Origin of the sequence: Pelagibius sp., from assembly GCF_965249265.1 — a bacterium.
Taxonomy (GTDB): Bacteria; Pseudomonadota; Alphaproteobacteria; order Kiloniellales; family Kiloniellaceae; genus Pelagibius.
Map to the genome: position 1 here is coordinate 1,127,446 of NZ_OZ252224.1, position 22,727 is coordinate 1,150,172.

General features: G+C 61.6%; 23 protein-coding genes. 16 read left to right on the top strand and 7 right to left on the bottom strand.

Translation table 11 applies throughout. The annotated features are described in order from the left end of the window. Nucleotides 1-19 precede the first annotated feature (19 nt). From ACP146_RS05470 to ACP146_RS05490, 5 genes are all read left to right on the top strand, one after another. On the top strand, nt 20-964 hold the full coding sequence (locus tag ACP146_RS05470) for a phytanoyl-CoA dioxygenase family protein (protein ID WP_422365757.1): 945 nt from the start codon (nt 20-22) through the stop codon (nt 962-964). A gap of 62 nt (nt 965-1,026) precedes the next feature. Then, entirely contained in the window at nt 1,027-2,541 is a 1,515-nt protein-coding gene (locus ACP146_RS05475; protein ID WP_422365758.1) for a bifunctional metallophosphatase/5'-nucleotidase, read from the top strand. A 168-nt stretch (nt 2,542-2,709) separates the two neighbouring features. Further along, complete coding sequence (locus tag ACP146_RS05480) at nt 2,710-4,101, top strand: PIN-like domain-containing protein (protein ID WP_422365759.1); 1,392 nt, start codon at nt 2,710-2,712, stop codon at nt 4,099-4,101. Next, nucleotides 4,098-4,802 carry an HAD family hydrolase gene (locus tag ACP146_RS05485; protein WP_422365760.1) on the top strand — a complete coding sequence of 235 codons (705 nt, stop codon included), beginning with the start codon at nt 4,098-4,100 and terminating at the stop codon, nt 4,800-4,802. The genes ACP146_RS05480 and ACP146_RS05485 overlap by 4 nt, the downstream gene beginning before the upstream one ends. Nucleotides 4,803-4,890: 88 nt before the next feature. Next, the gene (locus tag ACP146_RS05490) at nt 4,891-5,592 is read left to right on the top strand and encodes a 5'-methylthioadenosine/adenosylhomocysteine nucleosidase (protein ID WP_422365761.1); all 702 of its coding nucleotides are present in this window, start codon (nt 4,891-4,893) and stop codon (nt 5,590-5,592) included. A 4-nt stretch (nt 5,593-5,596) separates the two neighbouring features. Here the strand turns inward: ACP146_RS05490 and ACP146_RS05495 are convergent, their stop codons facing one another. Then, nucleotides 5,597-6,463 (bottom strand): protein-L-isoaspartate O-methyltransferase family protein, encoded by an 867-nt coding sequence (locus ACP146_RS05495; RefSeq protein WP_422365762.1) that lies wholly within the window; start codon nt 6,461-6,463, stop codon nt 5,597-5,599. A gap of 159 nt (nt 6,464-6,622) precedes the next feature. On the opposite strand from ACP146_RS05495, the gene ACP146_RS05500 reads away from it, so the two are divergent. Continuing rightward, nucleotides 6,623-7,045 (top strand): GFA family protein, encoded by a 423-nt coding sequence (locus ACP146_RS05500; protein WP_422365763.1) that lies wholly within the window; start codon nt 6,623-6,625, stop codon nt 7,043-7,045. Here the strand turns inward: ACP146_RS05500 and ppk2 are convergent. Beyond that, nucleotides 7,042-8,061, bottom strand: a complete 1,020-nt coding sequence (ppk2, locus tag ACP146_RS05505) for a polyphosphate kinase 2 (RefSeq protein ID WP_422365764.1) — start codon at nt 8,059-8,061, stop codon at nt 7,042-7,044. The two genes, ACP146_RS05500 and ppk2, sit on opposite strands and share 4 nt — an antisense overlap. A gap of 293 nt (nt 8,062-8,354) precedes the next feature. On the opposite strand from ppk2, the gene ACP146_RS05510 reads away from it, so the two are divergent. Beyond that, on the top strand, nt 8,355-8,936 hold the full coding sequence (locus ACP146_RS05510; protein ID WP_422365765.1) for a TetR/AcrR family transcriptional regulator: 582 nt from the start codon (nt 8,355-8,357) through the stop codon (nt 8,934-8,936). 81 nt (nt 8,937-9,017) lie between these two features. Continuing rightward, entirely contained in the window at nt 9,018-9,542 is a 525-nt protein-coding gene (locus tag ACP146_RS05515; protein ID WP_422365766.1) for a peroxiredoxin-like family protein, read from the top strand. Between the two features lie 84 nt (nt 9,543-9,626). On the opposite strand, the gene ACP146_RS05520 is transcribed toward ACP146_RS05515, so the two are convergent. Continuing rightward, entirely contained in the window at nt 9,627-10,676 is a 1,050-nt protein-coding gene (locus ACP146_RS05520; protein WP_422365767.1) for a TRAP transporter substrate-binding protein, read from the bottom strand. 207 nt (nt 10,677-10,883) lie between these two features. Between ACP146_RS05520 and maiA the strand changes: the two genes are divergently transcribed. Continuing rightward, nucleotides 10,884-11,531: a maleylacetoacetate isomerase gene (maiA, locus tag ACP146_RS05525; protein WP_422365768.1), complete on the top strand. Its 648-nt coding sequence runs from the start codon at nt 10,884-10,886 to the stop codon at nt 11,529-11,531. 112 nt (nt 11,532-11,643) lie between these two features. Continuing rightward, nucleotides 11,644-12,126, top strand: coding sequence for a bacterioferritin (bfr, locus tag ACP146_RS05530; protein ID WP_422365769.1), 483 nt, complete (start codon nt 11,644-11,646; stop codon nt 12,124-12,126). A gap of 42 nt (nt 12,127-12,168) precedes the next feature. Here the strand turns inward: bfr and ACP146_RS05535 are convergent, their stop codons facing one another. Together ACP146_RS05535 and ACP146_RS05540 are read right to left on the bottom strand one after the other, a co-directional pair. Further along, complete coding sequence (locus ACP146_RS05535; RefSeq protein WP_422365770.1) at nt 12,169-12,318, bottom strand: hypothetical protein; 150 nt, start codon at nt 12,316-12,318, stop codon at nt 12,169-12,171. A gap of 44 nt (nt 12,319-12,362) precedes the next feature. Beyond that, nucleotides 12,363-12,548, bottom strand: a complete 186-nt coding sequence (locus ACP146_RS05540; protein WP_422365771.1) for a (2Fe-2S)-binding protein — start codon at nt 12,546-12,548, stop codon at nt 12,363-12,365. A gap of 195 nt (nt 12,549-12,743) precedes the next feature. On the opposite strand from ACP146_RS05540, the gene ACP146_RS05545 reads away from it, so the two are divergent. The 5 genes from ACP146_RS05545 (at nt 12,744) to ACP146_RS05565 (ending at nt 18,671) form a co-directional block, all read left to right on the top strand. Continuing rightward, nucleotides 12,744-14,018, top strand: a complete 1,275-nt coding sequence (locus ACP146_RS05545) for an imelysin family protein (RefSeq protein WP_422365772.1) — start codon at nt 12,744-12,746, stop codon at nt 14,016-14,018. 99 nt (nt 14,019-14,117) lie between these two features. Beyond that, nucleotides 14,118-15,638, top strand: coding sequence for a di-heme oxidoredictase family protein (locus ACP146_RS05550; protein ID WP_422365773.1), 1,521 nt, complete (start codon nt 14,118-14,120; stop codon nt 15,636-15,638). A gap of 21 nt (nt 15,639-15,659) precedes the next feature. Beyond that, a complete protein-coding gene (locus tag ACP146_RS05555) occupies nt 15,660-16,769 on the top strand; it encodes an imelysin family protein (protein ID WP_422365774.1) in 1,110 nt (369 codons plus the stop codon). Further along, complete coding sequence (locus tag ACP146_RS05560; RefSeq protein ID WP_422365775.1) at nt 16,759-17,892, top strand: DUF1513 domain-containing protein; 1,134 nt, start codon at nt 16,759-16,761, stop codon at nt 17,890-17,892. The genes ACP146_RS05555 and ACP146_RS05560 overlap by 11 nt, the downstream gene beginning before the upstream one ends. Before the next feature lie 107 nt (nt 17,893-17,999). Beyond that, on the top strand, nt 18,000-18,671 hold the full coding sequence (locus ACP146_RS05565; protein WP_422365776.1) for a Fe2+-dependent dioxygenase: 672 nt from the start codon (nt 18,000-18,002) through the stop codon (nt 18,669-18,671). Between the two features lie 30 nt (nt 18,672-18,701). Here ACP146_RS05565 and ACP146_RS05570 read toward each other — a convergent pair whose 3' ends face one another. Both ACP146_RS05570 and ACP146_RS05575 read right to left on the bottom strand, forming a co-directional pair. Then, entirely contained in the window at nt 18,702-19,466 is a 765-nt protein-coding gene (locus ACP146_RS05570; RefSeq protein WP_422365777.1) for an anti-sigma factor, read from the bottom strand. Continuing rightward, on the bottom strand, nt 19,463-20,029 hold the full coding sequence (locus tag ACP146_RS05575) for a sigma-70 family RNA polymerase sigma factor (RefSeq protein WP_422365778.1): 567 nt from the start codon (nt 20,027-20,029) through the stop codon (nt 19,463-19,465). Before ACP146_RS05575 ends, ACP146_RS05570 begins: the two co-directional genes overlap by 4 nt. A gap of 677 nt (nt 20,030-20,706) precedes the next feature. On the opposite strand from ACP146_RS05575, the gene ACP146_RS05580 reads away from it, so the two are divergent. Next, nucleotides 20,707-22,284 (top strand): ATP-binding protein, encoded by a 1,578-nt coding sequence (locus tag ACP146_RS05580; protein WP_422365779.1) that lies wholly within the window; start codon nt 20,707-20,709, stop codon nt 22,282-22,284. The last annotated feature ends 443 nt before the right edge of the window (nt 22,285-22,727 follow it).

A 22,727-nucleotide genomic window follows, 5' to 3' on the forward strand; every position in this document is an offset into this window, starting at 1 on the left:
GATTTGTAAGGGGCGGAACTTGACACTGTTCGACACAGCCGCGGCACCGGACCGCTTTGCGGGTCAAGAAGAGGCCCGGCGCTTCGCGGCGCCGCCCGACGGCCGGCTCACTGCCGATATGACCCGGGCCTTCGCAAAAGACGGCTTTCTGGTTCTCGAAGACTGTGTTTCACACGCCGACTGCGATGCGCTGGTCGCGCGGGCCGAGGCTCTGGTCGAGGATTTCGATCCCAAGGACGTTGCTTCGATCTTTTCGACCCGCGGGCAGGTTCACGGCAGGGACCAGTATTTTCAGGATTCCGGCGACAAGATCCGTTTCTTCTTCGAGGAAGAGGCTTTCGACGGCGAGGGCAAACTGCGCCAAGCCAAAGGCCTCTCGATCAACAAGATCGGACACGCCCAGCACGACCTGGATCCGGTCTTCTTCGATTTCTCGCACCGCCCGGCGCTGGGTGCGGTGGCGGCAGGTCTGGGCCTGAAAGACCCGCTGTTGCTGCAGTCCATGTATATCTTCAAGCAGCCGCGCATCGGTGGCGAGGTCGGCTGGCATCAGGACTCCACTTTTTTGAGGACCGACCCGCTCAGCGTTGTCGGCTTCTGGTTCGCGCTGGAAGACGCCACCCTGGAGAACGGCTGCCTCTGGGCTCTGCCGGGCGCTCATCTTGGCCCGCTGAGACAGAGCTGGCGGCGCGACGGCGCGGCCCTGGTGATGGATCAGTTGGACGACACACCCTGGCCGGAGGAACTGGCGGTGCCGCTGGAGGTACGCAAGGGCAGTCTGGTACTGCTGCACGGCAAGCTGCCCCACGGCAGCCTGCCCAACCGTTCCCCGCACTCGCGCCATGCCTATACCCTGCATGTGATCGACGGGGCTTGCGAATATCCGGCTGACAACTGGCTGCAGCGCATGGCTGCCCTTCCGCTGCGCGGATTCAATGCCGCCCGCATTCAGGAACCGGTTTAGGAATCACGGCGCCCTGCGTCGCACAGCATTTGCCGCCTGACACTCTTGGTTTGGAGATGATGATGTCTCGATTTCGCATTGCCGGACTTTGCACAACGATGTTTCTGCTGGCCCTTCTTGCCGCGCCGGCGGCCTGGGCGGAAGCGGTCAAGCTGACCCTGCTGCATGTGAACGACCTCGACCGCATCGAGGAGTCGAAGGGCAAGGGCGGTGTCGCCCGGGTTATGGCTATGGTGAAGCAGGAACGCGCCGCCGCTGACAACGTGGTCTTCATCCACGGTGGCGATGGTATTTCCCCCTCGCTGCTGTCGAGCTTCGATAAAGGCGCCCACATGATCGATCTCTATAACGAGGGCGAGTTGGACCTGATGGTGCTGGGCAACCACGAGTTCGACTTCGGCCCCGCGGTCGCGCGGGAGCGTGTCGCCGAGGCGCGCTTCACGGTTCTGGGCAGTAACACCCGCGACAGTGACGGAGAACCGCTGGATGGAACCAGCGCGACCTGGATGACCGAGGCTGGCCCCTACAAGGTCGGCTTCTTCGGCCTGACGACGCCCGAGACCGCCGATATCTCCAGTCCCGGCACGGTGACCTTCGAGCCGCTGCTGCAATCGGCCCGGGCGCTCTCGGAAGAGCTGCGCGAGGCAGGCGCCGACTTGGTCGTTGCGGTCGCCCACACCGGCGTCGAAGAGGATCTGATGCTGATGCGGGCCGACAGCGGCATCGACGTCCTGCTTTCCGGCCATGATCACCTTCTGGTTACCTACTACGACGGCCAGCGGGTCTTCGTCGAAGCCGGCGCCCAGGGCGAAAACCTGATGGTGGTTGAGATCACCATGGAAACCGTAGAGAGCCGCGGCAGCCAGCGCTTCGTCTGGGAGCCCGCCTTTCGTATTGTCGACAGCCGCAGCGTCGAGCCGGATGCCGCCATGGCCGCCAAGGTGCAGGTCTATCTCGACCAATTGAGCCGGGAACTCGACGTGCCCATCGGCAAGCTGCTGACCGGCATGGACAGCCGCCGTGCCTCGGTGCGCGGTGGGGAGACCGCGATCGGCAACCTTATTGCCGATGCCATGCGCCAGGGGGTGGAGGCCGATGTGGCGCTCACCAATGGCGGCGGTATCCGCGGCGATAAGACCTATGACGCCGGCATCACCCTGACCCGCCGCGATATTCAGACCGAGCTGCCTTTCGGCAACAAGACGGTGAAGCTGTCGCTGACCGGCGATCAACTGCGCCAGGCCCTGGAGCACGGTTTCAGCAAGGTGGAAGAGGGGGCCGGACGCTTTCCCAGCATCTCCGGCATGACCGTGACCTGGAGCCGTTCGGCCCCGGCCGGTCAACGGGTCCGCTCCGTCACCGTCGGCGGCAAACTGCTGGACCCGGAGGCGACCTACACCCTGGCGACAAACGACTTCGTGGCCCGCGGCGGTGATGGCTATGCGGTCTTCAAGGAGACGGTGCAGATGATCGACGCCACGTCGGCGCGCTTCATGGCTGCCATGGTGATGGAATTCGTCGCCGCGGCCGGCGAGGTGGCCCCGAAAACCGACGGCCGGGTCACCGCCGTGGATTGACTATGACGATACGGCCTCAGTTCAGGTGCCTCTTCTGTTTTCAACTACTCGTTTGACTTGTCTGCATAAAGGCCTGCATCCTCAGAAAATCAATCATCGATTGCACGCATCTCTCTGGATCTTTTGAGAATTGGAGATGGGGTGTGCAGATTGCTACGAGACTGAGTGATGCGCGACAAGTTCTCCGGATTCTATCGGCCGACCCAACAAGAGTTTGACGAGCTTTGGAGCGAAGCACTTTTTGTTCTGGATGCAAATGTACTTTTGAATCTCTATCGGTATCCTCGGCGGGCTCGTGATGAACTCGTTGAGGTATTAAAGCAGATCTCTGATCGCTTATGGGTGCCTCACCAAGCGGCATTAGAGTTTCAAAGAAATCGACCGAGCGTGCTAGCTGACCAGAAAGGTCGGTTTGGTGAAGTTCGAAAGGCGATCGATGATGCTCTCTCGACGCTGGAGAACAATCTTGGAAAACTCCAACTTGGCAAAAGGCACGCCGTTATCGATACAGACCCGATGGTGCAGCAGGTTAGGTCTTGCGTCGAGGGGTTTAGGTCTGAGTTGGACGAACTTGAAGCCCAGCAAAATGAAGCCCATGAAGACGATGCACTTAGAACGCAAATTGATGGCTTGTTGGGGCAATGCGTTGGCGACCCACCTGCCAATCAAGATGTGATTGACGTCATATCTCGGGAAGGAAAGGGCCGTTATGATCGTATGATCCCGCCTGGGTACATGGATGGTCAAAAAGGTGATGGTTCAGAAGACTTCTATTCCTACGGCGGCATCGTATACCCAGCGCAATATGGTGATCTCATTTTATGGAAGGAACTGCTTGTAAAAGCTAAGGAGAGAGGCATCGGATCAGTTGTCTTTGTGACTGATGATGAAAAGGAAGACTGGTGGTGGATCATCAAGTCCCAAGGGAAAAAGAAACTTGGTCCACGGCCGGAATTGGTGGATGAAATTCGTCGTGTTGCTGATCTCAAATACTTCTATATGTATAATTCTGAACAGTTTCTGAAATATTCAAAAGATTATTTAAAGTCTGCGGTCAGCGAAGAGTCAATTGTGCAAGTTAGAGAGGTTGCGAAGGCATCTTCACTTGGAAAAAAGGGTGTAACTGAGTCACAGCTTTTGAACGAAAAGAACGTGCTCGGCGTGATAACAAGATGGATTTCTAGCACTTTTCCAAATGTCACAATGATCCAGCAGACTCGAGGTTATCCAGACCTGATAGTTGAAAGGTCCTCAGTTCCGACGATTCTTGGAGTTGAGATCAAGGTTGTTCGGGACCATCGATCGATCAAGATTATGATTTACAATGAGGTGGATCGGATCGCTCAGTTCCTAGAGGGCCCGACACCTAGAGACTTTCTATGGGTTTTTGTGCTCGGTCCAGACGTGCCCTTTACCCGGATGTCAGAACTGATTGTCTACGCGGGAAATTTCCTACCTGAACGGGCGACTATTGTTGTCGGTCGGATTGTGCGCACTGATGAAGGCGATAATGAGTTTGTTGAGTACCGTAGAGCTCCGGACACGCGGCTGTACCAATGATCGATACCCTTGCCTTCGATGCCGACGATACGCTGTGGCACAACGAACATCTGTTTCAGGATACCCAGGAAAAGCTCGCGGCGATCGTCGGCCGCTACCGGCCCGGCGAAGACCTGGCGGAGGCCCTCTATGACGTGGAGATGCGCAACCTTGCGCTCTTCGGCTACGGCATCAAGGGCTTCACGCTTTCCATGGTGGAGGCCGCCGTCGACCTGACGGGGTCCCGCATCACCGCGGCGGAGATCCACGAAATCGTCGGTCTCGGCAAGGCGATGATGACGGCGCCGGTGGAGATGCTGGACGGGGTCGAGGAGGTGCTGAGCCATGTCGCCGGCCGCTACCGCACCATCCTCATCACCAAGGGCGATATGGTCGATCAGACCAGCAAGATCGAACGCTCCGGCCTCGCCGGGCATTTCGATCAGGTCGAAATCGTGTCGCGGAAGGATACCGCAACTTATCGCCGGGTCTTCGAGCGCCACGCCATTGAGCCGTCGCGGGCGCTGATGATCGGCAATTCGATGCCGTCGGACATCCTGCCGGTGCTGGAACTGGGCGGCCATGCGGCCCACGTGCCCTATGCCATCCTCTGGGCCCATGAGGCCCACGATGCAGACCCGGTGAGTGAGCGATTCTACCGCCTGGAAAGTCTGAAAGACCTGAAGCCGCTACTGGGCCGCCTCCATAACGGGCATTCATAATCATTTCAGCTATTTTTATTAAGTTTTGACCCTCGCTGCCGGGACATGCTCTCTTTCGTCCCGCAACTACTTGTTCGGGAACGGATTTATGCTCGCTGTCATCGGCGCCATGGATGAGGAAGTCGCCCTGCTGAGGGCGGAAATGAAGGTTGTGGGCGCGGAAACCCACGCCGGCATCCTCGTCACCAAGGGCGAATTCAAGGGCACCGAGATCGTCTTGGCCCAATGTGGTATCGGCAAGGTGAACGCGGCGATCTGCACCCAGATGCTGATCAACCTCTACAATCCGGATGCCTTGGTGTTCAGCGGTGTGGCCGGCGGCCTGCTGCCAAATATGCAGGTCGGTGACCTGATCATTGCCAGCCACCTTATCCAGTTCGACATCGATCTCACGGCTTTCGGCCGCCGACACGGCGAGCTGCCGGATTCAAACCGCATGATCCAGTCGGCCCCTGACCTGATCGAGAAGACCGCCGATGCCTTCGACGATGCCTTTCCCGGTGGCGACGGCCCCAGTCTGATGATCGGCACCGTCGTTTCCGGCGACCGTTTTGTCGAGGATTCGAAAACCCTGCGCTGGCTGCAGCGTGAATTCGGTGCCTTGGCGACGGAGATGGAGGGCGCGGCAGTCGGCTACACCTGCCAGCTCAACGAGGTGCCCTTCGTGGTCACCCGCGGCCTTTCCGATACCGCCAACGAGTCGGCGCCGGACGATTTCAAATCCAATCTACACACCGTCTGCCAGCATTCCTTCCGCCTCATGGAACGCCTGATCCCGGCCTTGGCGTAAGGCTTCAGGCGTTGACGAGCGGCGCACTCGAGAGCCAGTAGCTGTCGCCCGCGAACCAGACCTCCTTAGCCTCGGTTGGCGCCTTACCAGGATGCAGGGCACGAACGGGGATCTCTTTTCCGTTCAAGGCCGTCAAGGCTTCCTGTAATCGGATTTCCTCGTCGGGCCGCCGGGCGCCTTCGCAATGAAAGAATCCACAGGGGCCCAGCGAAGCTGCTTCAAAGCCCTTGGCCGTTTTCTCGATCTTCAGAAGGAATCCCCAGCCGTCGGCGGTGGTCAGGGGCACCATCATCTTGCCGCCGGGCGATAGCCGCTCGATCCAGGCGCTTGGCGGATGCGTCGCACCGGCAAAGGCGATGATCGCATCGGCGGCCGGCTTGGGATCGCAGTCAACGCCGTTGCCCTGGGTTACGGCGGCTTGTGGCCAGTTGACCAGGGTTTCCTGCGCGCGCTTACAGAGTGCCGTGTCCAGCTCAACCGCGTCCACCCGGCCTCTGACGCCGACAACCTCGGCCAGGATCGCGGTGTAGTATCCGGTCCCGGCGCCGATCTGCAGGACCGACTGTCCAGCGCTGAGATCGAGCTGATCGAAGATGTAGGCCCAGAGTGACGGCTGTCCGTTGTTGAGGTCCCGTTCTTCGTCAATGACGACGAGCAGATCGTGGTAGAGCGCCGAGGGATCGGCTGAGGGCGTCGTGTAAGGCATACCCAAGCGGCGGCGCGGATGAACCCGCCAGGGCCCGCTGCCGCAGAACAGCTCGCGCCGCACCTGCGCAAAGGCCTCGACCACCAATTCGTTGCGAAGGATCGGCGCAGCGACACGCAGGTCCTCGGCGAACCAACGCCGCGCGGCATCCAAAGAGCGAGCCATTGATCTGTCCCTAAGCGATTGTCCAAGCTCCAGAGCTCAAATCTAGCATCCCACCGGCAGGTTTGAGTATGCCAACCGCGGTAGCGTTCTTGAGGCAACGCCTTTGGTGAAGCCTGCTGTTCGGCTAAGCTGCCATCATTGATCAAAGGAGATGGGATTATGCGGCATAAAGGCGGCTGCCATTGCGGGGCGCTGGAGATCGAGTTCGAAAGCGATGTGGAGCCGGCGGCGATGGAGGTACGGGCCTGTGCCTGTACGTTCTGCCGCAAGCATCAGTCCCGGGCGGTTTCGGACCCTGATGGTGCGGTCCGCCTGACGGTCCGCGACGATACGGTGGTCCAGCGCTACCGCTTCGGGCTGTCAACGGCGGACTACTATCTCTGCGGGCGCTGCGGCGTCTATGTCTCGGCGGTGATCGAGGAGGCGGGGCGGCACTACGCCATCGTGATCATCAACGCTTTGGAAGAAGCCGAGCGGTTTTCCCGGACGCCCATGCCGGTGACCTACGACGCGGAAGACGAGGCGGCGCGGCGTGCCCGCCGCCGCGCCAAATGGACACCGACCGAAATCATTCTAGCCTAGCGCGCGCGGCGCATTTCCGGGTGCAGGCTGCGATCCAGGATATGGGCGCTGCGGCCGATGACATCGGCGCTGCGGCCGACGATCAGGGGGTCCGGTTCGCGCGCCACGGCCAGGTCCTTCAGTGGGTAGTTCAGCGTCGAGAGAAAATGCCGCAGGCAGTTCAGTCTTGCGCGCTTCTTGTCGTCTGATTTGATCACCGTCCAGGGCGCGTCGGCCGTGTCGGTGTAAAAGAACATCGCTTCCTTGGCCTCGGTATAGTCATCCCACTTGTCCAGGGAAGCCTTGTCGATGGGCGACAGTTTCCACTGCTTCAGCGGCTCGTGTTCGCGCGACTTGAAGCGGCGGCGCTGCTCTTCCTGCGTGACCGAGAACCAGTATTTGTAGAGGCGGATCCCGCTGCGTACCAGCATGCGCTCCATATCCGGGCACTGGCGCATGAACTCCAGGTAATCGTTGGCAGAGCAGAAATCCATCACCCGCTCGACGCCGGCCCGGTTGTACCAGGAGCGGTCGAAGAGCACGATCTCCCCGGCGCTGGGCAGGTGGGCGATGTAGCGCTGGAAGTACCACTGCGTTCTTTCGCGCTCGCTTGGTTTCTCAAGCGCGATGACCCTGGCACCGCGCGGGTTGAGATGTTCGGTAAACCGCTTGATGGTTCCGCCCTTGCCGGCGGCATCGCGTCCCTCGAAGATCATCACGATCCGCTCGCCGGTCTGCTTGACCCACTCCTGCACCTTCAGCAGTTCGATCTGCAGTTGCTCCTTCTCGGCTTCGTAGTCCTTGCGGCTGATCTTCTCCGCATAGGGATACTCGCCCGATTCAAAGGCCTGGCGGATTGTTTCCGGGTCGCAAGACATCTGCGCGGGCGCGCCGCCGCTGCTGTCACCTGCCGCGCCGTTACTGCTGGTGGGCACTGCCTCCTCTACCGTCTCCCGCAGCGCCTCCTGCGGCTTTGGCGCGGCTGCCGTGCCGATATTCCTTGTTTTCGGCGATGATCCGGTTTGGTTTTCAACCATAGTGCGACCCCCCTGACAATTCGGCTTTCCAGCCGAATTGCGGCTTGTTTTGTGTCTATGACGTTTTGATCAGATCGCAGTTTCTCACAACCGCCGCCGCTGTGGTTTGATGGAGATCAATTTCGGGCATCGGCGCGGCCTTCAAAGGCCCGGCGCCGTCTCGCTGTCGGCCTGTTCCCTACAAAGGCGTGGGCACCGAGCGGCTCCCTGCCGGCAGGCTTTATCTGGGCGATCGCGCTTGACGCTCCTGTTCATCCAGGTTATGGAACGGTCGTTCAGAAATGGAGGCAAGCGTGGCGCGGCCGCGGGAGTTTGAAGAAGAGGCGGTGGTCGAGGCGGCCCTGACGGTGTTCTGGCGCCAGGGCTATCAGGCGACCAGTATTCAGGACCTCGTGGAAGCCACGGGTGTCAACCGCGGCTCCCTCTACGACACCTTCGGCGACAAGCACGGGCTTTTCCTGGAAGCGGTTGATTACTACCGCCGCCGCTATACCGCACGCCGCCTGGCACGGTTGGAGGCGCCCGGGCCCCTGCGCCAGAAGCTTGCGGGTTTCTTCGAAGAGGTTATCGAGTTTTCGGTGGGTGAGGGCCGGCTGCTCGGCTGCCTGATGACGAACTGCGCCATCGAGTTGGCCCCCCATGACCGGGATGCCGCCGTCGCCGTGGCGGCGAGCATGGGGGCGATGGAAAAGGCCTTTTACCGGCTGCTGACCGCGGCGCAGCAGGACGGCGAGCTTTCGGCGGAGAAATCTCCGCGCGATTTGGCACGCTTCCTGACCGCGACCTCGAACGGTCTGCGTGTCATGGCGAAGGTTTCGCCGCAACGCCCGGCCCTGAAGAGTGTCGTGCGGGTCGCCCTGCAGGCTCTGGACTAAGCGCCTGAGTTTTTTTGATCAATATTTGAATGCACGTTCCAGAAAATCTTGAGTTCACAATCAACCTGAGGAGTTCCCCCGATGCTGAAGCCGCGTGAAGCCGCTCCGCAAATGTCATTCCCCACCATCGACGGCGGTACCTGGACCCTGTCGGAACGCAGCCCGAAGAACCTCACCCTGGTGGTTGCCTATCGCGGGCTTCACTGCCCGGTCTGCCGCGGCTACCTGAAAGAGCTGAACGATCTGGCGGGTGAATTCGCCGAGCGCGGTGTCGAGGTCGTTGCCGTCAGCACCGACGGTGAGGAGCGCGCCCGCACGGCCAAGGCCGAGTGGGAGCTTCCGAATCTCACCCTCGGCTATGGGATCAGCATCGAAGACGCCCGCAAAATGGGCCTCTACATCTCCACCAGCCGCGGCAAGACCTCGATCGGCATCGAGGAGCCGGAGAAGTTCAACGAGCCGGGCCTTTACCTGGTGAAGCCGGACGGCACGCTCTATTCGGCCTTTATCCAGACCACGCCCTTCGCCCGCCCGAAGCTGGATGAAATCCTGAAGGCGGTGGACTTCGTCAACGCCAACAACTACCCGGCCCGCGGCGAGGCCTGAAACAAACCCCCTCACCCTCCCGCTGACGCGGGCCGCTCCCTCTCCCCTCGTGGGAGAGGGTCGGGGTGAGGGGGCAGCCGCCAACTACCGAGCGGCGTAATAGTCGATCAGGGCGCGAGCTTCCGCCAAGAGGGCGGTTCCGTCCTTGCCCTTTTTGGCCATCTCGGCGATCCAGGCCTCGGCTACGGGGGCGGTGGCGGCCTGCCAGCGCGCAAGTTCCTCTCCCTCGATCCGGAAGAAGCTGTCGCCCAGCTTGGCGGCGGCTTCCCGCCCCGGTGCCTCTGCTTCGTCCCAGAGGCGGCCGATCTGTTTGGCCAGGGGAATGCCGGAATTGTTGTCGATCACCTGGCGCAGGTCGGCGGGCAGGGATTCGTACTTGGCCTTGTTCATGGCGAAGAGGAAGACGGCGGTATAGAGGCCGCGGTCGCCGCCGATCTCGGTATGGCTCTGGGTCAGCTCGTGGACCTTCAGCGGCCGCGTCACCTCGTAAGGCAGGATGGCGCCTTCGACCACACCCTTGGAAAGAGCCTCCGGCACCGCGGGAACCGGCATGCCGACCGGCGTCGCCCCCAGGTTTTTCAGGGCGATGTTGGTCATGCGTGTCGGCGCCCGCACCTTCAGGCCCTTCAGGTCATCCAGGTTGCGCACTTCCTTGCCGCGCATGTGAAAACTGCCCGGGGCGTGCACATGGAACATCAGCGGGTGGATGTCCTTGAATTCCTCGCGCGCGTGCTTCTCGTAAAAGGCATGAGCCGCCTGGCTGGTCGCCTCTGCCGAGGCGGCGACAAAGGGCAGTTCGAAGACCTCAACCGTCGGGAAACGTCCGGCGGTGTAGCCCGGCAGGGTCCAGACGATATCCGCCACCCCGTCGCGGACCTGATCGAAGAGCTGCGGCGGTTTTCCGCCGAGCTGCATGGCCGGATAGATCTCGATCTTAATGCGGCCCGTGGACTCCGCCTCGACCTTTTCCGCCCAGGGCACGATGAAATCCTTATGGGTGGTGGACGGCGGCGGCAGAAAGTGATGGATCCGCAGGGTGAATTCCTGGGCTGCAGCGGGTCCGGCGGCAGCCATGCCGGCCCAAAGGACCAGCGGCAGCGCCAGACGGCGCAGAAGACGGTTCATGTTCCGCATCGAGAGACCTCCCTGATTGCCTCCTCAGCCCGACTGGGCGGTGCGCATTCCGGCGCAAGGCGTTGTCCTTATCGGGGTGATACTATGGCCACATCCCGGGAAAGACATACAATGGGCCGTCCGCGGATCAAAAGATATTCGCTTCGCCGGCCTGCAGGCGGTCGGCAGGCAGATCAGCTAAGACAGGCCAGAGTTGAGGGAGCCGGGATGAAACTGCACAACTACTTTCGAAGCTCGACCTCCTACCGCGTCCGCATCGCCCTGGCCCTCAAGGGGCTCACCTATGACTATCTGCCGATCCATCTGCGCAAGGGCGAGCAGCGCAGCGCGGCCTATCTCTCCCTGAACCCGCAGGGCGCCGTGCCGAGCCTGGAGACGGAAGAGGGTGCGTTGATCCCCCAGTCCATGGCGATCCTCGAATATCTGGACGAGACCTATCCCGAGCCGCCGCTGCTGCCCGACACACCGCTCGCGCGCGCCCGGGTGCGCAGTCTTGCCTATGCGATCGCCTGTGACATTCACCCCCTGAACAATCTCAGGGTCCTGAACTATCTGGTCGGGCCCCTCGGCCACGATCAGGCGGTGCAGGGAGAGTGGTTTCGCCACTGGGGCGCAGTGGAGTTTGCAGCGCTGGAAAAGCGGCTTGCCGGGGAATCGGAGACCGGCCGCTTCTGTCACGGCGACAGCCCCGGGCTGGCGGACATCTGCCTCGTGCCCCAGGTGGTCAACGGGCGGCGGTTCGACTGCGACATGGCGCCCTATCCGACCATCCGGCGTATCCATGAAGCCTGTATGGCTATCCCTTCATTCGCGGAAGCGGCACCTGAACATCAACCGGACGCTGAGAGTCCGTGAAAATCGGTGCGAGTGAGAAGCGTTTGCGCATAAATTCCTAGTTGCTCTACGGGAGGCTGCTGTAAAGTCTCGCCTACCATTGGGCAATACGGATTCTTGGAGAGATCAGCCGATGAAGGGCGACAAAGGTGTTATCCAGCACCTCAACAAAATTCTGAAGAACGAACTGACAGCCATCAACCAGTACTTCCTGCATTCGCGCATGCTGAAGGACTGGGGGCTGACCCGTTTGGCGGAGCATGAGTACGAAGAATCCATCGACGAGATGAAGCATGCCGACAAGCTGATCGAGAGAATCCTTTTTCTGGAGGGCCTGCCGAACCTTCAGGACCTGGGCAAGCTTATGATCGGCGAGAACGTCAAAGAGATCCTGGAGTGCGACCTCAAGCTGGAGATGGTGGCCATTCCGGATCTGCGCGACGCCATCGCCCACTGCGAATCAGCGAACGACTATGTCTCCAGGGAGCTTTTCGTCGACATTCTCGAATCCGAGGAAGAGCACGTCGATTGGTTGGAAACCAATTTGGGCCTGATCGACAAGATGGGGCTGGAAAACTTCGTTCAGCATCACAGCGGCCACAGCAGCAGTTCCTAGCAGCAGCCAGAGTACCATCGGCTGTTACTGCTTGGCAGGGCGCTAATCAGCGCCCTGTTTGACTTTGGCTTGATCGATTTTGTGAACGTTGTTCCGCGGCGGATTGTCGCGGTCGGCGTTAAAGCCATTTTCCCTGGCTTCTTCCCTCCGTGCCCGTCGGCGGTCGTAAAGCCACTCCACAACGGCGGCCATTTGTCCATCCGGCAGGCTGCCCCAGAAGTGCATCGCCGAGGCCGCTATTCGGCCGCGACGGCGGCGGCGCCGTGGATTTCGTCCAGAATCTCCTGGGCGCAGGGCAGGCAGGTGCCGCAGCAAGGACCGTTGCCCAGCGTCAGGTAAGCCTCCTGCGCGCAGCGCACGCCGGATTGCGCCACTTCCCGAATATCGCCGTCGCGATAGCCATTGCACACACAAACGTACATTAGCTCCTCCAGGGAGGAATTATCATGCGAATGATAATGATTGTCAATTGCGATCCCGGGTGTAAAATCCCTTTGTAGACGGCGGTCTTAGGGCGGTTTTCGGCCTTTTGGGGCAGGATTCTGGGGTTAGGGGCCGTTCTTCGGAATAAATTCACATCTAAATGAGATGGCAATTCAACGAGGGGAAGACATCAGATGAGACTGATTGCAACGTTGGCGGCGACGACCGGATTGGTCCTGCTGCCGGCCATGGCGGCGGCCGACGATGCGGCCAAGCGGGCCGTACTGGAGACCTACGCAGACATCGCTCATGCGGGTTATGAGGACTCGCTGATCACGGCGAAGACCCTTCAGGCCGCGATCGATGCCCTGGTGGCCGACCCCAGCGAGGCGCGGCTGGCAACGGCGCGTGAGGCCTGGATTGCCGCCCGCGTGCCCTATCAGCAGACCGAGGTCTACCGCTTCGGCAATGCCGTGGTCGACGACTGGGAAGGCAAGGTGAATGCCTGGCCGCTGGACGAGGGTCTCATCGACTATGTCGACGGCGGCAGCTATGGCCGGGAATCTGACGAGAACCCGATCTATACCGCCAACGTGATCGCCAACAAGAGCCTGGCTTTGAATGGCGAGACGGTCGATGCCTCGACCATCACCAAGACTCTGCTGTCCGACGTTCTGCACGAGGCCGAGGAAGTCGAGGCCAATGTCGCCACCGGCTATCACGCCATCGAGTTCCTGCTCTGGGGCCAGGATCTGAACGGCAGCGGTCCGGGCGCCGGCCAGCGACCGGCCAGTGACTTCAGCACTGCGTCCTGCACCAACGGCAACTGCGACCGCCGTGCCGCTTATTTGACGACGGCGACCGATCTTCTGATTGACGACCTGGAAGAAATGGTTGCGCTCTGGGCCGATAGTGGCGCAGCGCGTAAAGGGCTTTTGACCGGCAACGCCAACGCCGGAATCTCAACCATCGTGACCGGCATGGGATCGCTGTCTTATGGCGAACTCGCCGGGGAGCGGATCAAGCTCGGCCTCATGCTGCATGATCCGGAGGAAGAGCACGATTGCTTCAGCGACAACACCCACAATTCCCACTACTACAATCAACGTGGAATCATGAACGTCTACCTCGGCAGCTATCGTCGGGTCGACGGTTCCATGGTCACCGGGCCGAGCCTTTCCAGCCTCGTTGAGGCTCAGGATGCCGCCGTGGATGCGGAATTGAAGGAAAAGCTGGCGGCCAGTTATGCCGCCATGCAGGCCATGGTGACGCGGGCCGAGAACGTCGAGGCCTACGACCAGATGATCGGCGAAGGCAACGCTGCCGGTAACGCCGTCATCGAAGCCGTGGTGGAAGGCTTGACGACTCAGACAAGGTCAATCGAGCGTGCTGTCGTGGCTCTCGACCTCGGGCAGATCGACTTTGAAGGTTCCGACAGTCTCGACAATCCGTCCGCGGTCTTTCAGTAAGGCCGGGTAGTCTCTATGGTACGCCGCCTCCCTACAGGTCTGGGCTTGGGAGGCCTGGGAGGCGGCGCCTAGAGACGAAGCAGGTAGGCTGGTCTTTCAATGAAGAAGAGTATCCGGGCCTTGCTGGCCCTTGCGGTTGTGTGTGTGATGACGGCCCTGGGGCCGGCACCTTCGATTGCCGGTCCGACGCCGGAAGAAGCGGCGCGGATCGCGGCGGTCATCCGCCCGACCGCCGATTTCACACGGGCCGAACCCTTTGAGGCGCTGCCCGGCGGGGCGGCGACATCAAAGAAGAAGACCCTCGATTCCAATGCCTTTTCCCAGAGCTCGGGCAACATGTCCATTGAGCGGGAACTGGACTTCAAGCTCGGCAATGCGCTGTTTCGCCGCTTGTGGGTTTCTTCGCCGGCTTCCACCAAGTCGGCAGATGGCCTCGGGCCGCTGTTCAATGCCCGTTCCTGCCAGCGTTGCCACCTGAAGGATGGCCGCGGGCATGCCCCGGCGGCGAACTGGCCGGATGATTCCGCCGTTTCCATGTTTTTGCGGCTGAGCATTCCGCCTCAGTCGGCGGCGGAGCGCGCGGACCTGGACGCACATCGCCTGAACGTCATCCCCGAGCCGACCTATGGCGGCCAGCTTCAGGATCTGGCGATCCAGGGCCATGAAGCCGAAGGCAAGATGCACATCCGCTATGAGGAGATACCGGTCACGCTGGCTGATGGCACGATGGTCAGCCTGCGCAAGCCGACCTACAGCATCACCCATCTCGGCTACGGGCCCTTGCATCCCGATGTGATGGTCTCGCCGCGTGTGGCACCGCAGATGATCGGCCTCGGTCTGCTGGAAGCCATCGAGGAGAGCGATATCCTGGCCTGGGCCGATCCCGAGGATGCCGACGGTGACGGCATTTCCGGGCGGGCCAACCGGGTCTGGGATAAGGCGGCCGGCGCCCCGGTCCTGGGCCGTTTCGGGTTAAAGGCGGGGGAGCCGAACCTCTTGCAGCAGTCGACCCATGCCATCAACGGCGATATCGGCCTCTCTGCACCCCTGGCCCCGTCGCCTGCCGGTGACTGCACGCCGGCGCAGCGGCGCTGCATCGAAGCGCCGGACGGCAACACGGCACAGCATGACGGCCTGGAAGCCTCGGCGGAGATGATGCGGCTGATCACCTTCTACACCCGCAATCTCGCGGTCCCGCCGCGCCGCGATCTGGAAGATCCGGCGGTATTGAAGGGCAAGCAGATATTCTATGAAGCTGGATGTATCGCCTGCCATCGGCCAAAGTATGTGACACGCCGTGACAGCCTGGGTGCGGAGCAGTCTTTTCAGCTCATCTGGCCCTACAGCGATCTCTTGCTCCACGACATGGGCGAGGGCCTCGCCGATCACAGGCCGGAGGGAAGGGCGAACGGACGGGAATGGCGGACGGCGCCGCTCTGGGGAATCGGTTTGACGGAGACGGTCAACGGGCACAGTCAGTTCCTGCACGACGGGCGCGCCCGCAACCTGTTGGAGGCCATCCTCTGGCATGGCGGAGAGGCCGAGGCGGCGAAGAACAGGGTGATGACACTCACCACGGAAGATAGGGAAGCCCTCTTGGCTTTCCTGAGATCGCTCTAGCGTGCTGTCTGGGAGGCCGCGATGACACAACGGCGACAATTCTTGGGTTTCTGTGGAGGGCTGGGCCTCGGCCTGACTTTGAGGCCTCTGCCGGCCTTCGCGGCGGCGCCTGATCAGGACGACTTCGCCGAGCTGAACAACGCACTTCTCGATCAATGCCTGCTGCCGCGCTATGAGGCGCTTGCCGTTGCCGGTGAGAGCCTCGAAGGGGCATTGCGCCGCGACTGTGCCGATGGCGGTCTCGGCGGAGCTGAGGAGAGCAAGAAAGCCTTTCACGCCATGATGGACGCATGGATGGCTGCACAACACCTGCGTTTTGGGCCGAGCGAGCTTTTCCTGCGCGCGGACCGCATGCAGTTCTGGCCGGACAAACGTGGCGTTACCGGGCGGCGGTTGTCCCAGCTTCTGGCGAACCCCGACCCGGCCGCGTTGGAGCCGCAGCGCTTCGCCCAGGGCTCCGTCGCCATCCAGGGGCTGCCGGCGCTCGAGCGACTGCTGTTCGATATGCCTGAAGCGGCGGAACAGCCCTTCGCCTGCGATCTGGCCGTCAGGATCGGCGAGAATCTGAAGGAGATTTCTGCCGACCTGTTGGCTGATTGGCGTGACGGCCCTTCGGCTTATGCCGCTGTGCTGCGCAACGCGCGCCAGGGCAACGCGGAATTCCTGGATGCCAAAGAGGCCTCTTTGCAACTTGCCAAGTCGCTGCGCTCGGCTTTGCTGATTGTCGTCGACTTCAAGCTTCAGCGTGTCCTTGGCGAAGCGGTGAGAAACGCCAAGCCCAAGCGCGCCGAATCCTGGCGCAGTGGGCGTTCGCTGCGCAACATTGAGATCAATCTTGAGGCGGCGCAGGCGCTTTATCAGAACGGCGGCCAGGGTGGGTTCTCCGCCCTGCTGCGCCGCCAGCCGGACGGCCCGACGCTCCATGTCGAGATCGAAGCTGTTTTCCGCCGTACCAGAAAGAAGCTTGCAAACCTGCCGGCATCGATGACGGAGGCCCTGGAGGAAGAGGGCGGCTGGCAGCGCCTCTCTACTGTTCGCGATGACGTCAGTCAGCTTCTCGCTCTCATTTCCGGGCCTTTCTCGCAAATGCTGGACCTGCCTCTAGGCTTCAACAGCTTCGATGGCGATTAGCCGCCGCAGCCTGCTGACCGCCGGCCTGGGTTTGCCGCTGGTGGGCCATGCCGGGATGGCGTTTGCGGTGTCCGGGCGGGGGCCGCTTGCCGTGGGTGCCAGCGCCGAGACCGGCGGGCGCTTCGCGGTTCGGATGATCACGGGGCAGGGGGCGGATGGCGACATCGTCGATCTGCCGGGCCGGGGCCATGGCGCGGCCTGGCGCCGCGGTGCTGGAGAAATCCCTGGGGAGGACCCCGGGGAAGTGGTCATCCTGGCCCGTCGTCCCGGCCGTTTCGCCGTCGTCATCGATGTTGCGGAGGGGCGCGTCAAACAACGCTTCGAAGCTCCCCAGGCCCGGCACTTCTACGGCCACGGTGTGTTCAGCCGCGATGGCCGCCGGCTGTTTGCCACCGAGAACGACTTTGACGGCGGGCGTGGTGTCATCGGCGTCTATGATGCCGAGAAGGGGTATCGCCGTTTGGGGGAACTGCCCTCTCACGGCATCGGCCCGCACGAACTGGCGCTGCTCTCGGACGGGCGGCGGCTGGTGGTCGCCAATGGCGGTATCCGGACGCATCCCGACAGCGGCCGCCGGAAGCTGAACCTGGCGACAATGGCGCCGAACCTGGCTTATGTGAACAGTGACAGCGGTGCCCTGCTTCAGCGCTTTTCCCTGCCGGAAGACCTTCACCTTCTGTCAATACGGCACCTCGCGGTTTCCAGAGACGATGCGGTCTGTCTTGCCTTGCAGAACGAGGGGCCGCGAAACCGCCTGGTGCCCCTGGTCGGCTTTCAGCGCGATGGGACGGAGATTGCCCTGGCCGAGACGCCGGCGGCGGTGCTCAAGAGCATGCGCCACTATTGCGGCAGTGCCGCGCTGGATGAAAGCGGCCGCTATCTGGCCGTCTCGGCGCCGCGCGGCGGACGGATTACCTTCTGGTCGGCGAAGGAACGCCGTTACCTGGCGGAAATCTCTGTTGCCGATGGCTGCGGCCTGGCGCCGGCCGGCGGTGTGGGCCGCTTTTTCATCTCCTCCGGACAGGGCCGGCTGTTTATCTATGACCTGACGCGCGGCCGGGAAACTGCGCTGTATGGCGGTGCGCCCGGCCTCGCCTGGGACAATCACCTGCTGGCGCTCTGAGGGTTTGCCATTGTGTCCCCGGGCGGACGGGGCGGGACGGATTGGGCGAGACGGATTGGGCGGGGCGGGCTGGGCGAAGCGGCCGCGCTCATGCTATAGCTCCCATCATGATTCTGACGATTGATAACCTGCTCTCCCCAGAGCAACTGTCGCAGCTGAACGACCTGCTCAGAGAGGTTGATTTTCTCGACGGCCGCAAGACGGCGGGCTGGCACGCCAAGCTCGTAAAGGCCAACGAACAGTCTGATTCCAAAGATCCGAAGACCACCCAGGCGCGGCAGTTGTTGGTTGCTGCGCTTGGCGCCAACGCCACCTTCAACCTTGCCGTCATGCCGCACTCGCTGCGCCCGATACTGTTCAGCCGCTACCGTGAAGGCATGGCTTATGGTGCGCATATCGACGATGCGATCATGGGACGGACGGCGTTGGCGCGCAGTGATGTCTCCCTGACGGTCTTTCTCAACCCGCCCGAAGACTACGACGGCGGCGAATTGATCATGGAGCTTGGCGGCGAGTCACTGAGCTACAAGTTGGCCGCCGGTTCGGCGGTGATCTATCCTTCCACCACACTGCACCGGGTCGCGGAGGTAACCCGCGGTCAGCGCGAGGTCGCCGTGACCTGGGCGCAGAGCATTGTCCGCAGCGCCGAGCAGCGCGAAATTCTCTTCGATATCGAAAAGGTGCGCAGGACAATCTTCAAAGAGAAGGGCAAGTGCCGGGAGTTCGACCTGTTGAGCAAGTCCCACGCCAACCTGATGCGGCTCTGGTCGGACGTTTGACGGCAAAGGGCTGGTGCCGACGCGGGTGTATCAGGTCTCGCTGGCTTCCCAGAGATTGATACAGGGGCCGGAGTAAAGCACGGGACCGCTGGGTGACGTCGCGGCCTGGCCGGCGGCTTCCAGGGTGACGATGAGGGACTCGGAGGACTTCACCGCCTCCCATCCGGCTTCGTCGAGTGGCTGGCCGACCGGGTCGCCCCCGGTAAGCTGCAACAGGGGCCGGATGGTGCCGCTGTCACGCTCGACGGTCCAGATCTGGTAGGCTTTGTTTTCGCTCTCACCAAGGCTGCCGAGGGTCTTTACCGAGAGGCGCCAAGGTCCCCTGTAAGCGGTGACCACCAGGGTCGGGTTCTCCGCCTCGTCCTCCAGCACCGCCACATAGCTCGGCAGCACCTCGGTCGGCGCTACCGAGGCGACTTGGGGGGCAGATCCGGGCTGCGAGAGAATAAAGCCTGCATAGCCGCCGACGAGCACCGTCAGAACGGCGGCGATGGTGCCGAAGGGCCGCCAAAAGGCAAGGCTGTTCCAGAAACCTGCACGGCCCGCGTCAGCGGAGGCTGCGTTTTGCGGATCGATGCGCTGCTTGATCGCCCGCAAAAGGCGGGGCGGCGGAGTCCTCGCCGGTGTTTGTTCGGCCAGGGGTGTCAGACGATCCTCCCAGGCTTCAACCCGGCGGCGCAGATCCGGGCGCGACCGCATCAACGTCTCGAAGCGCTGCCTTGCCGGGCCTTGCAGGGCCCCGACGACGTAGTCGCTGGCCAGCGCCTCCTGCACCTTGGGATCGTCGTACCTCATCGGTCCAGACACTCCCTGACCTTGATCACGCCCCGGCGAATCCAGGTTTTTACGGTTCCCACCGGGCGATCGATCCGCGCCGCCACTTCGCTGGGCGTATAACCCTGGTGATAGGACAGCAGAATGCACTCGCGCTGTTCCTCGGTAAGGCCCGAAAGGCAGCCCAAGAGGCGTTGTAGGTCCTGGCTGGTTTCAGCCTGTGCTGCCGGATTTTCGCTGCTCATACGCCCGTCCTTCTCAGGACTCCATTCCTCTTCGGCGGCGCGATAGTCAGCTTTCCTCAACAGATCAAGCGATTGGTTTCGCACGACGTTAATCATCCAGGTCATTGGCCGCCCCCGGCCCGGATTATAGCTGTCGGCATAGCGCCAGATCTTCACGTAGGCGTCCTGCAGAGCCTCCTCTGCCCAGGCCTCCCGTCTTAGTATACGAAAGGCAATGCCAAAGAGTTTCGCTGAAGTTGCTTCATACAACTCGGAAAACGCCGATTGGTCGCCCAAACTGCAGCGGGCGAGAAGGAGACCGAGCCGTTCCGAAGAATCCTGGGTCGCCATGGGCTTCATGGATCCGCTTTCTTTAACTGGTTCAACTTGGCCCTTCGTTTTTCCGCATCTCTGCGCTCGGCGTCTCACCGACTCCGAACGCAACCCGGCGCAAACATGCAGCAGTCGTTCGCCCCTGGCAATCCGGGATGCCGGCGGTCAGATCTTTGATACGGGGAAACGGCTTGGCCGATGCTTACCTGTGACGCGGCGACGTCGGGCGGGACAATAGCCCGGTGCGGGCGGGGTTAGCCATCGAAAATCCTGCAAAGATGGGTTGCGCCAGTCAGCGCGCGGGGCGATTTGCCCCCAATCTGCGCGGGCGGGGGATCTGGTTCCGCTGGGGCGCCGGCAAGTGCAGCCGAGGAATTGCCGGCACAGTTTCGAATTGCCCAAGCAATGCCGTACACGCAGAGCGGCCAAATCCGGATGTTGATCGCGCGTAAATAGAGATTCTCCGTTGTTTTTCGCCAGATTATCCAATTTCTGACCCTAAAGGGCGTCTCAATTTCCGACGAACTCCGTCAAGGATGCTGTTCTGTGTAGGTTTTTGGCACTATAGTTCGGCGCCGCAACCAAGAAGGTTCCACTGGATCGGGAAAAACAGGCAGTCGGGTCCGTCTTGGAAAGGGCCGCTCGCCGATCAAAAAAAGCCGGGAATGTCTTCATCTACCGTTCATGAGAAGCCAACGTCAGGGTTGAGTAAGACGCGCCGTCGCGCCGCCGACCGCCGCCGCGGGCTGCTGTTGCCCATCCTCTTGCTGGTGATCCTGGCTCTGGCCGGAGTCTGTGCGCTGCTGTACTGGAGCGCCGATGCCCTGAACAAGCGCCAGGCGGAAGCGCAGGCCTCCCTTGTCTCTTCGATTCTTGATGCCAAGCGCGCTGAACTGCGCAGCCTGGTCGTCGACTATGCTTGGTGGGACGAGGTCATCATAACGCTGGGTGTTGGCCTCGATGAGCGCTGGGCGAAGGAGGAACTCGGCGATTACCTATTGGAAGCCTTCGGGGTCAACTGCATTTGGGTGCTGGGGCCGGACAACGAGACCAGAGTGGCCTTCATCGATGGTGAGGCTTCGGGCGGCGATATATTCGACCGGCTTCCGCGTAGCGTGGAACGTCTGCTTGAAGCAGCGCGGCAGGGCAGAACAATCGATCAGGTTCCCGCCGCCGGACTGATTTCCATCGACGGCGAGCTTGAGATGGTCGCTGCCAGCATCGTCTCGCCTTTCGATTCGATCGCGCCGCCGCCGGCGCCCGGAGAGGCACCGGTGGTGGTTTTCGTAAGGCCGCTGCGTGAGGACTTTTTTGACTCACCGAGCCTCGGCAGCCTGATAGAGATGCCGAGGTTCTCGGTAAACCCGCCGGCCTCCGGATTTCTCGGGCTGCAGATCACCGGCGTCGACGACAGTGCTCTGGGCCACATCGTCTGGGCTGACGGTCGGCCCGGCGACGACCTGCTTTGGGGCGGAGCGCCACTCCTTGTCGCGGCTCTTTTGGTGCTGGTTCTGCTGTTGGCCCTTACCGTGCGCCGGGTCGAAGCGGTTGTCCTTCGCGAAGGACGGCTGTCTGTCTCGCTCGACCACGAGCGTCAACGGCGCCAGGACAAGTCCCGTTTCGTCTCGATGGTGTCCCACGAGCTGCGCACCCCGCTTCAGGCGATCGGTTCAGCAGCTGACATGCTGGACCGCTATGGCGACCAAATGACCCTGAAAGAGCGTCAGGAGGAGACCCGGACGATCCGGCGCGGCGTGGCCGCTCTGGCACGGCTGGTGGATGACGTGCTGGTCGTTGGTCGCGTCGAAGCGCCAACGCACAGCGGCGAGGGAAAAACGGTTGATCTGGCGGCGCTATGCTCGGCGATATGGCGTGAGGTGTCATTGGCTCTGAAAGCGACACAGGAACTGCGTCTTGTGGACAAGATCGGAAGCCCGGTCGAGGGCGGGGCAGAGGTGATGCTCCATGCCGTTTTGTCCAATCTGCTGCAGAATGCCGCCAAGTATTCGCCTGACGGGACGGAGATCGAGGTCGAACTGGAGGAGGAGGCCTCGGGCTACAAGGTATCTGTCCGCGATCACGGCGTCGGAGTTCCGGCAGACATGCGCGAAGCGGTTTTTGAACCCTATTGGCGCGCCGAGGCAACCTCAGGCGTGGAGGGCGCCGGCCTCGGACTGCCGGTGGCCCGGGCCGCCGCACGCTCCATGGGCGGTGACATCACCATCGAGAGTGATGACCTGGACAAGGGCAGCCGATTCGTTTTGCGCTGGTCGCATGATTAGAGCGGGCCTTACTCAGGCGGGAGCCGTGCTGCGGTTTCGGTAGGGCCCCAAAGCCGCTCTGGATCTGATATCGCTCTAAAGCTGCCGGGAAGTACAGCTTCATCGGACTGATGGATCGCCAAGGGCGGCCTGATGAATTCAAATATGTTCCGGTGTGCATTGTTTTGTGTTCGGCTATCCGTTGAAGCGATTCCGGGTGCACCGCTTGTTTCATAATCCGAACATGCGATGTTCGCGACGCATCGTTTAGGCATTTGTTCCAGCATACTTCGCGGCAGGATTGAATCCGGCGAGTCGTCGAAGGCCTTACAGCACAAGCTGCCGGCCATCAAAGGCCTCAGCTTTGAACCGGATGGGGGGCTTGCTGACCAGGCCCATGACCCGCATGAGACGGCGGATACAGCGGATTTTCTCTCTAAGGTTGCGTAAATCGTTGATTATGA

Coding starts and splice junctions, on each gene's coding strand:
- bfr (WP_422365769.1), top strand. CDS start 11,644: ATGAAGGGCGACAAAGGTGTTATCCAGCACCTCAACAAAATTCTGAAG.
- ACP146_RS05570 (WP_422365777.1), bottom strand. CDS start 19,466: ATGAGGTACGACGATCCCAAGGTGCAGGAGGCGCTGGCCAGCGACTAC.
- ACP146_RS05480 (WP_422365759.1), top strand. CDS start 2,710: ATGCGCGACAAGTTCTCCGGATTCTATCGGCCGACCCAACAAGAGTTT.
- ACP146_RS05490 (WP_422365761.1), top strand. CDS start 4,891: ATGCTCGCTGTCATCGGCGCCATGGATGAGGAAGTCGCCCTGCTGAGG.
- ACP146_RS05550 (WP_422365773.1), top strand. CDS start 14,118: ATGAAGAAGAGTATCCGGGCCTTGCTGGCCCTTGCGGTTGTGTGTGTG.
- maiA (WP_422365768.1), top strand. CDS start 10,884: ATGAAACTGCACAACTACTTTCGAAGCTCGACCTCCTACCGCGTCCGC.
- ACP146_RS05555 (WP_422365774.1), top strand. CDS start 15,660: ATGACACAACGGCGACAATTCTTGGGTTTCTGTGGAGGGCTGGGCCTC.
- ACP146_RS05560 (WP_422365775.1), top strand. CDS start 16,759: ATGGCGATTAGCCGCCGCAGCCTGCTGACCGCCGGCCTGGGTTTGCCG.
- ACP146_RS05520 (WP_422365767.1), bottom strand. CDS start 10,676: ATGCGGAACATGAACCGTCTTCTGCGCCGTCTGGCGCTGCCGCTGGTC.
- ACP146_RS05565 (WP_422365776.1), top strand. CDS start 18,000: ATGATTCTGACGATTGATAACCTGCTCTCCCCAGAGCAACTGTCGCAG.
- ACP146_RS05500 (WP_422365763.1), top strand. CDS start 6,623: ATGCGGCATAAAGGCGGCTGCCATTGCGGGGCGCTGGAGATCGAGTTC.
- ACP146_RS05495 (WP_422365762.1), bottom strand. CDS start 6,463: ATGGCTCGCTCTTTGGATGCCGCGCGGCGTTGGTTCGCCGAGGACCTG.
- ppk2 (WP_422365764.1), bottom strand. CDS start 8,061: ATGGTTGAAAACCAAACCGGATCATCGCCGAAAACAAGGAATATCGGC.
- ACP146_RS05545 (WP_422365772.1), top strand. CDS start 12,744: ATGAGACTGATTGCAACGTTGGCGGCGACGACCGGATTGGTCCTGCTG.
- ACP146_RS05475 (WP_422365758.1), top strand. CDS start 1,027: ATGTCTCGATTTCGCATTGCCGGACTTTGCACAACGATGTTTCTGCTG.
- ACP146_RS05515 (WP_422365766.1), top strand. CDS start 9,018: ATGCTGAAGCCGCGTGAAGCCGCTCCGCAAATGTCATTCCCCACCATC.
- ACP146_RS05535 (WP_422365770.1), bottom strand. CDS start 12,318: ATGGCCGCCGTTGTGGAGTGGCTTTACGACCGCCGACGGGCACGGAGG.
- ACP146_RS05485 (WP_422365760.1), top strand. CDS start 4,098: ATGATCGATACCCTTGCCTTCGATGCCGACGATACGCTGTGGCACAAC.
- ACP146_RS05575 (WP_422365778.1), bottom strand. CDS start 20,029: ATGAAGCCCATGGCGACCCAGGATTCTTCGGAACGGCTCGGTCTCCTT.
- ACP146_RS05540 (WP_422365771.1), bottom strand. CDS start 12,548: ATGTACGTTTGTGTGTGCAATGGCTATCGCGACGGCGATATTCGGGAA.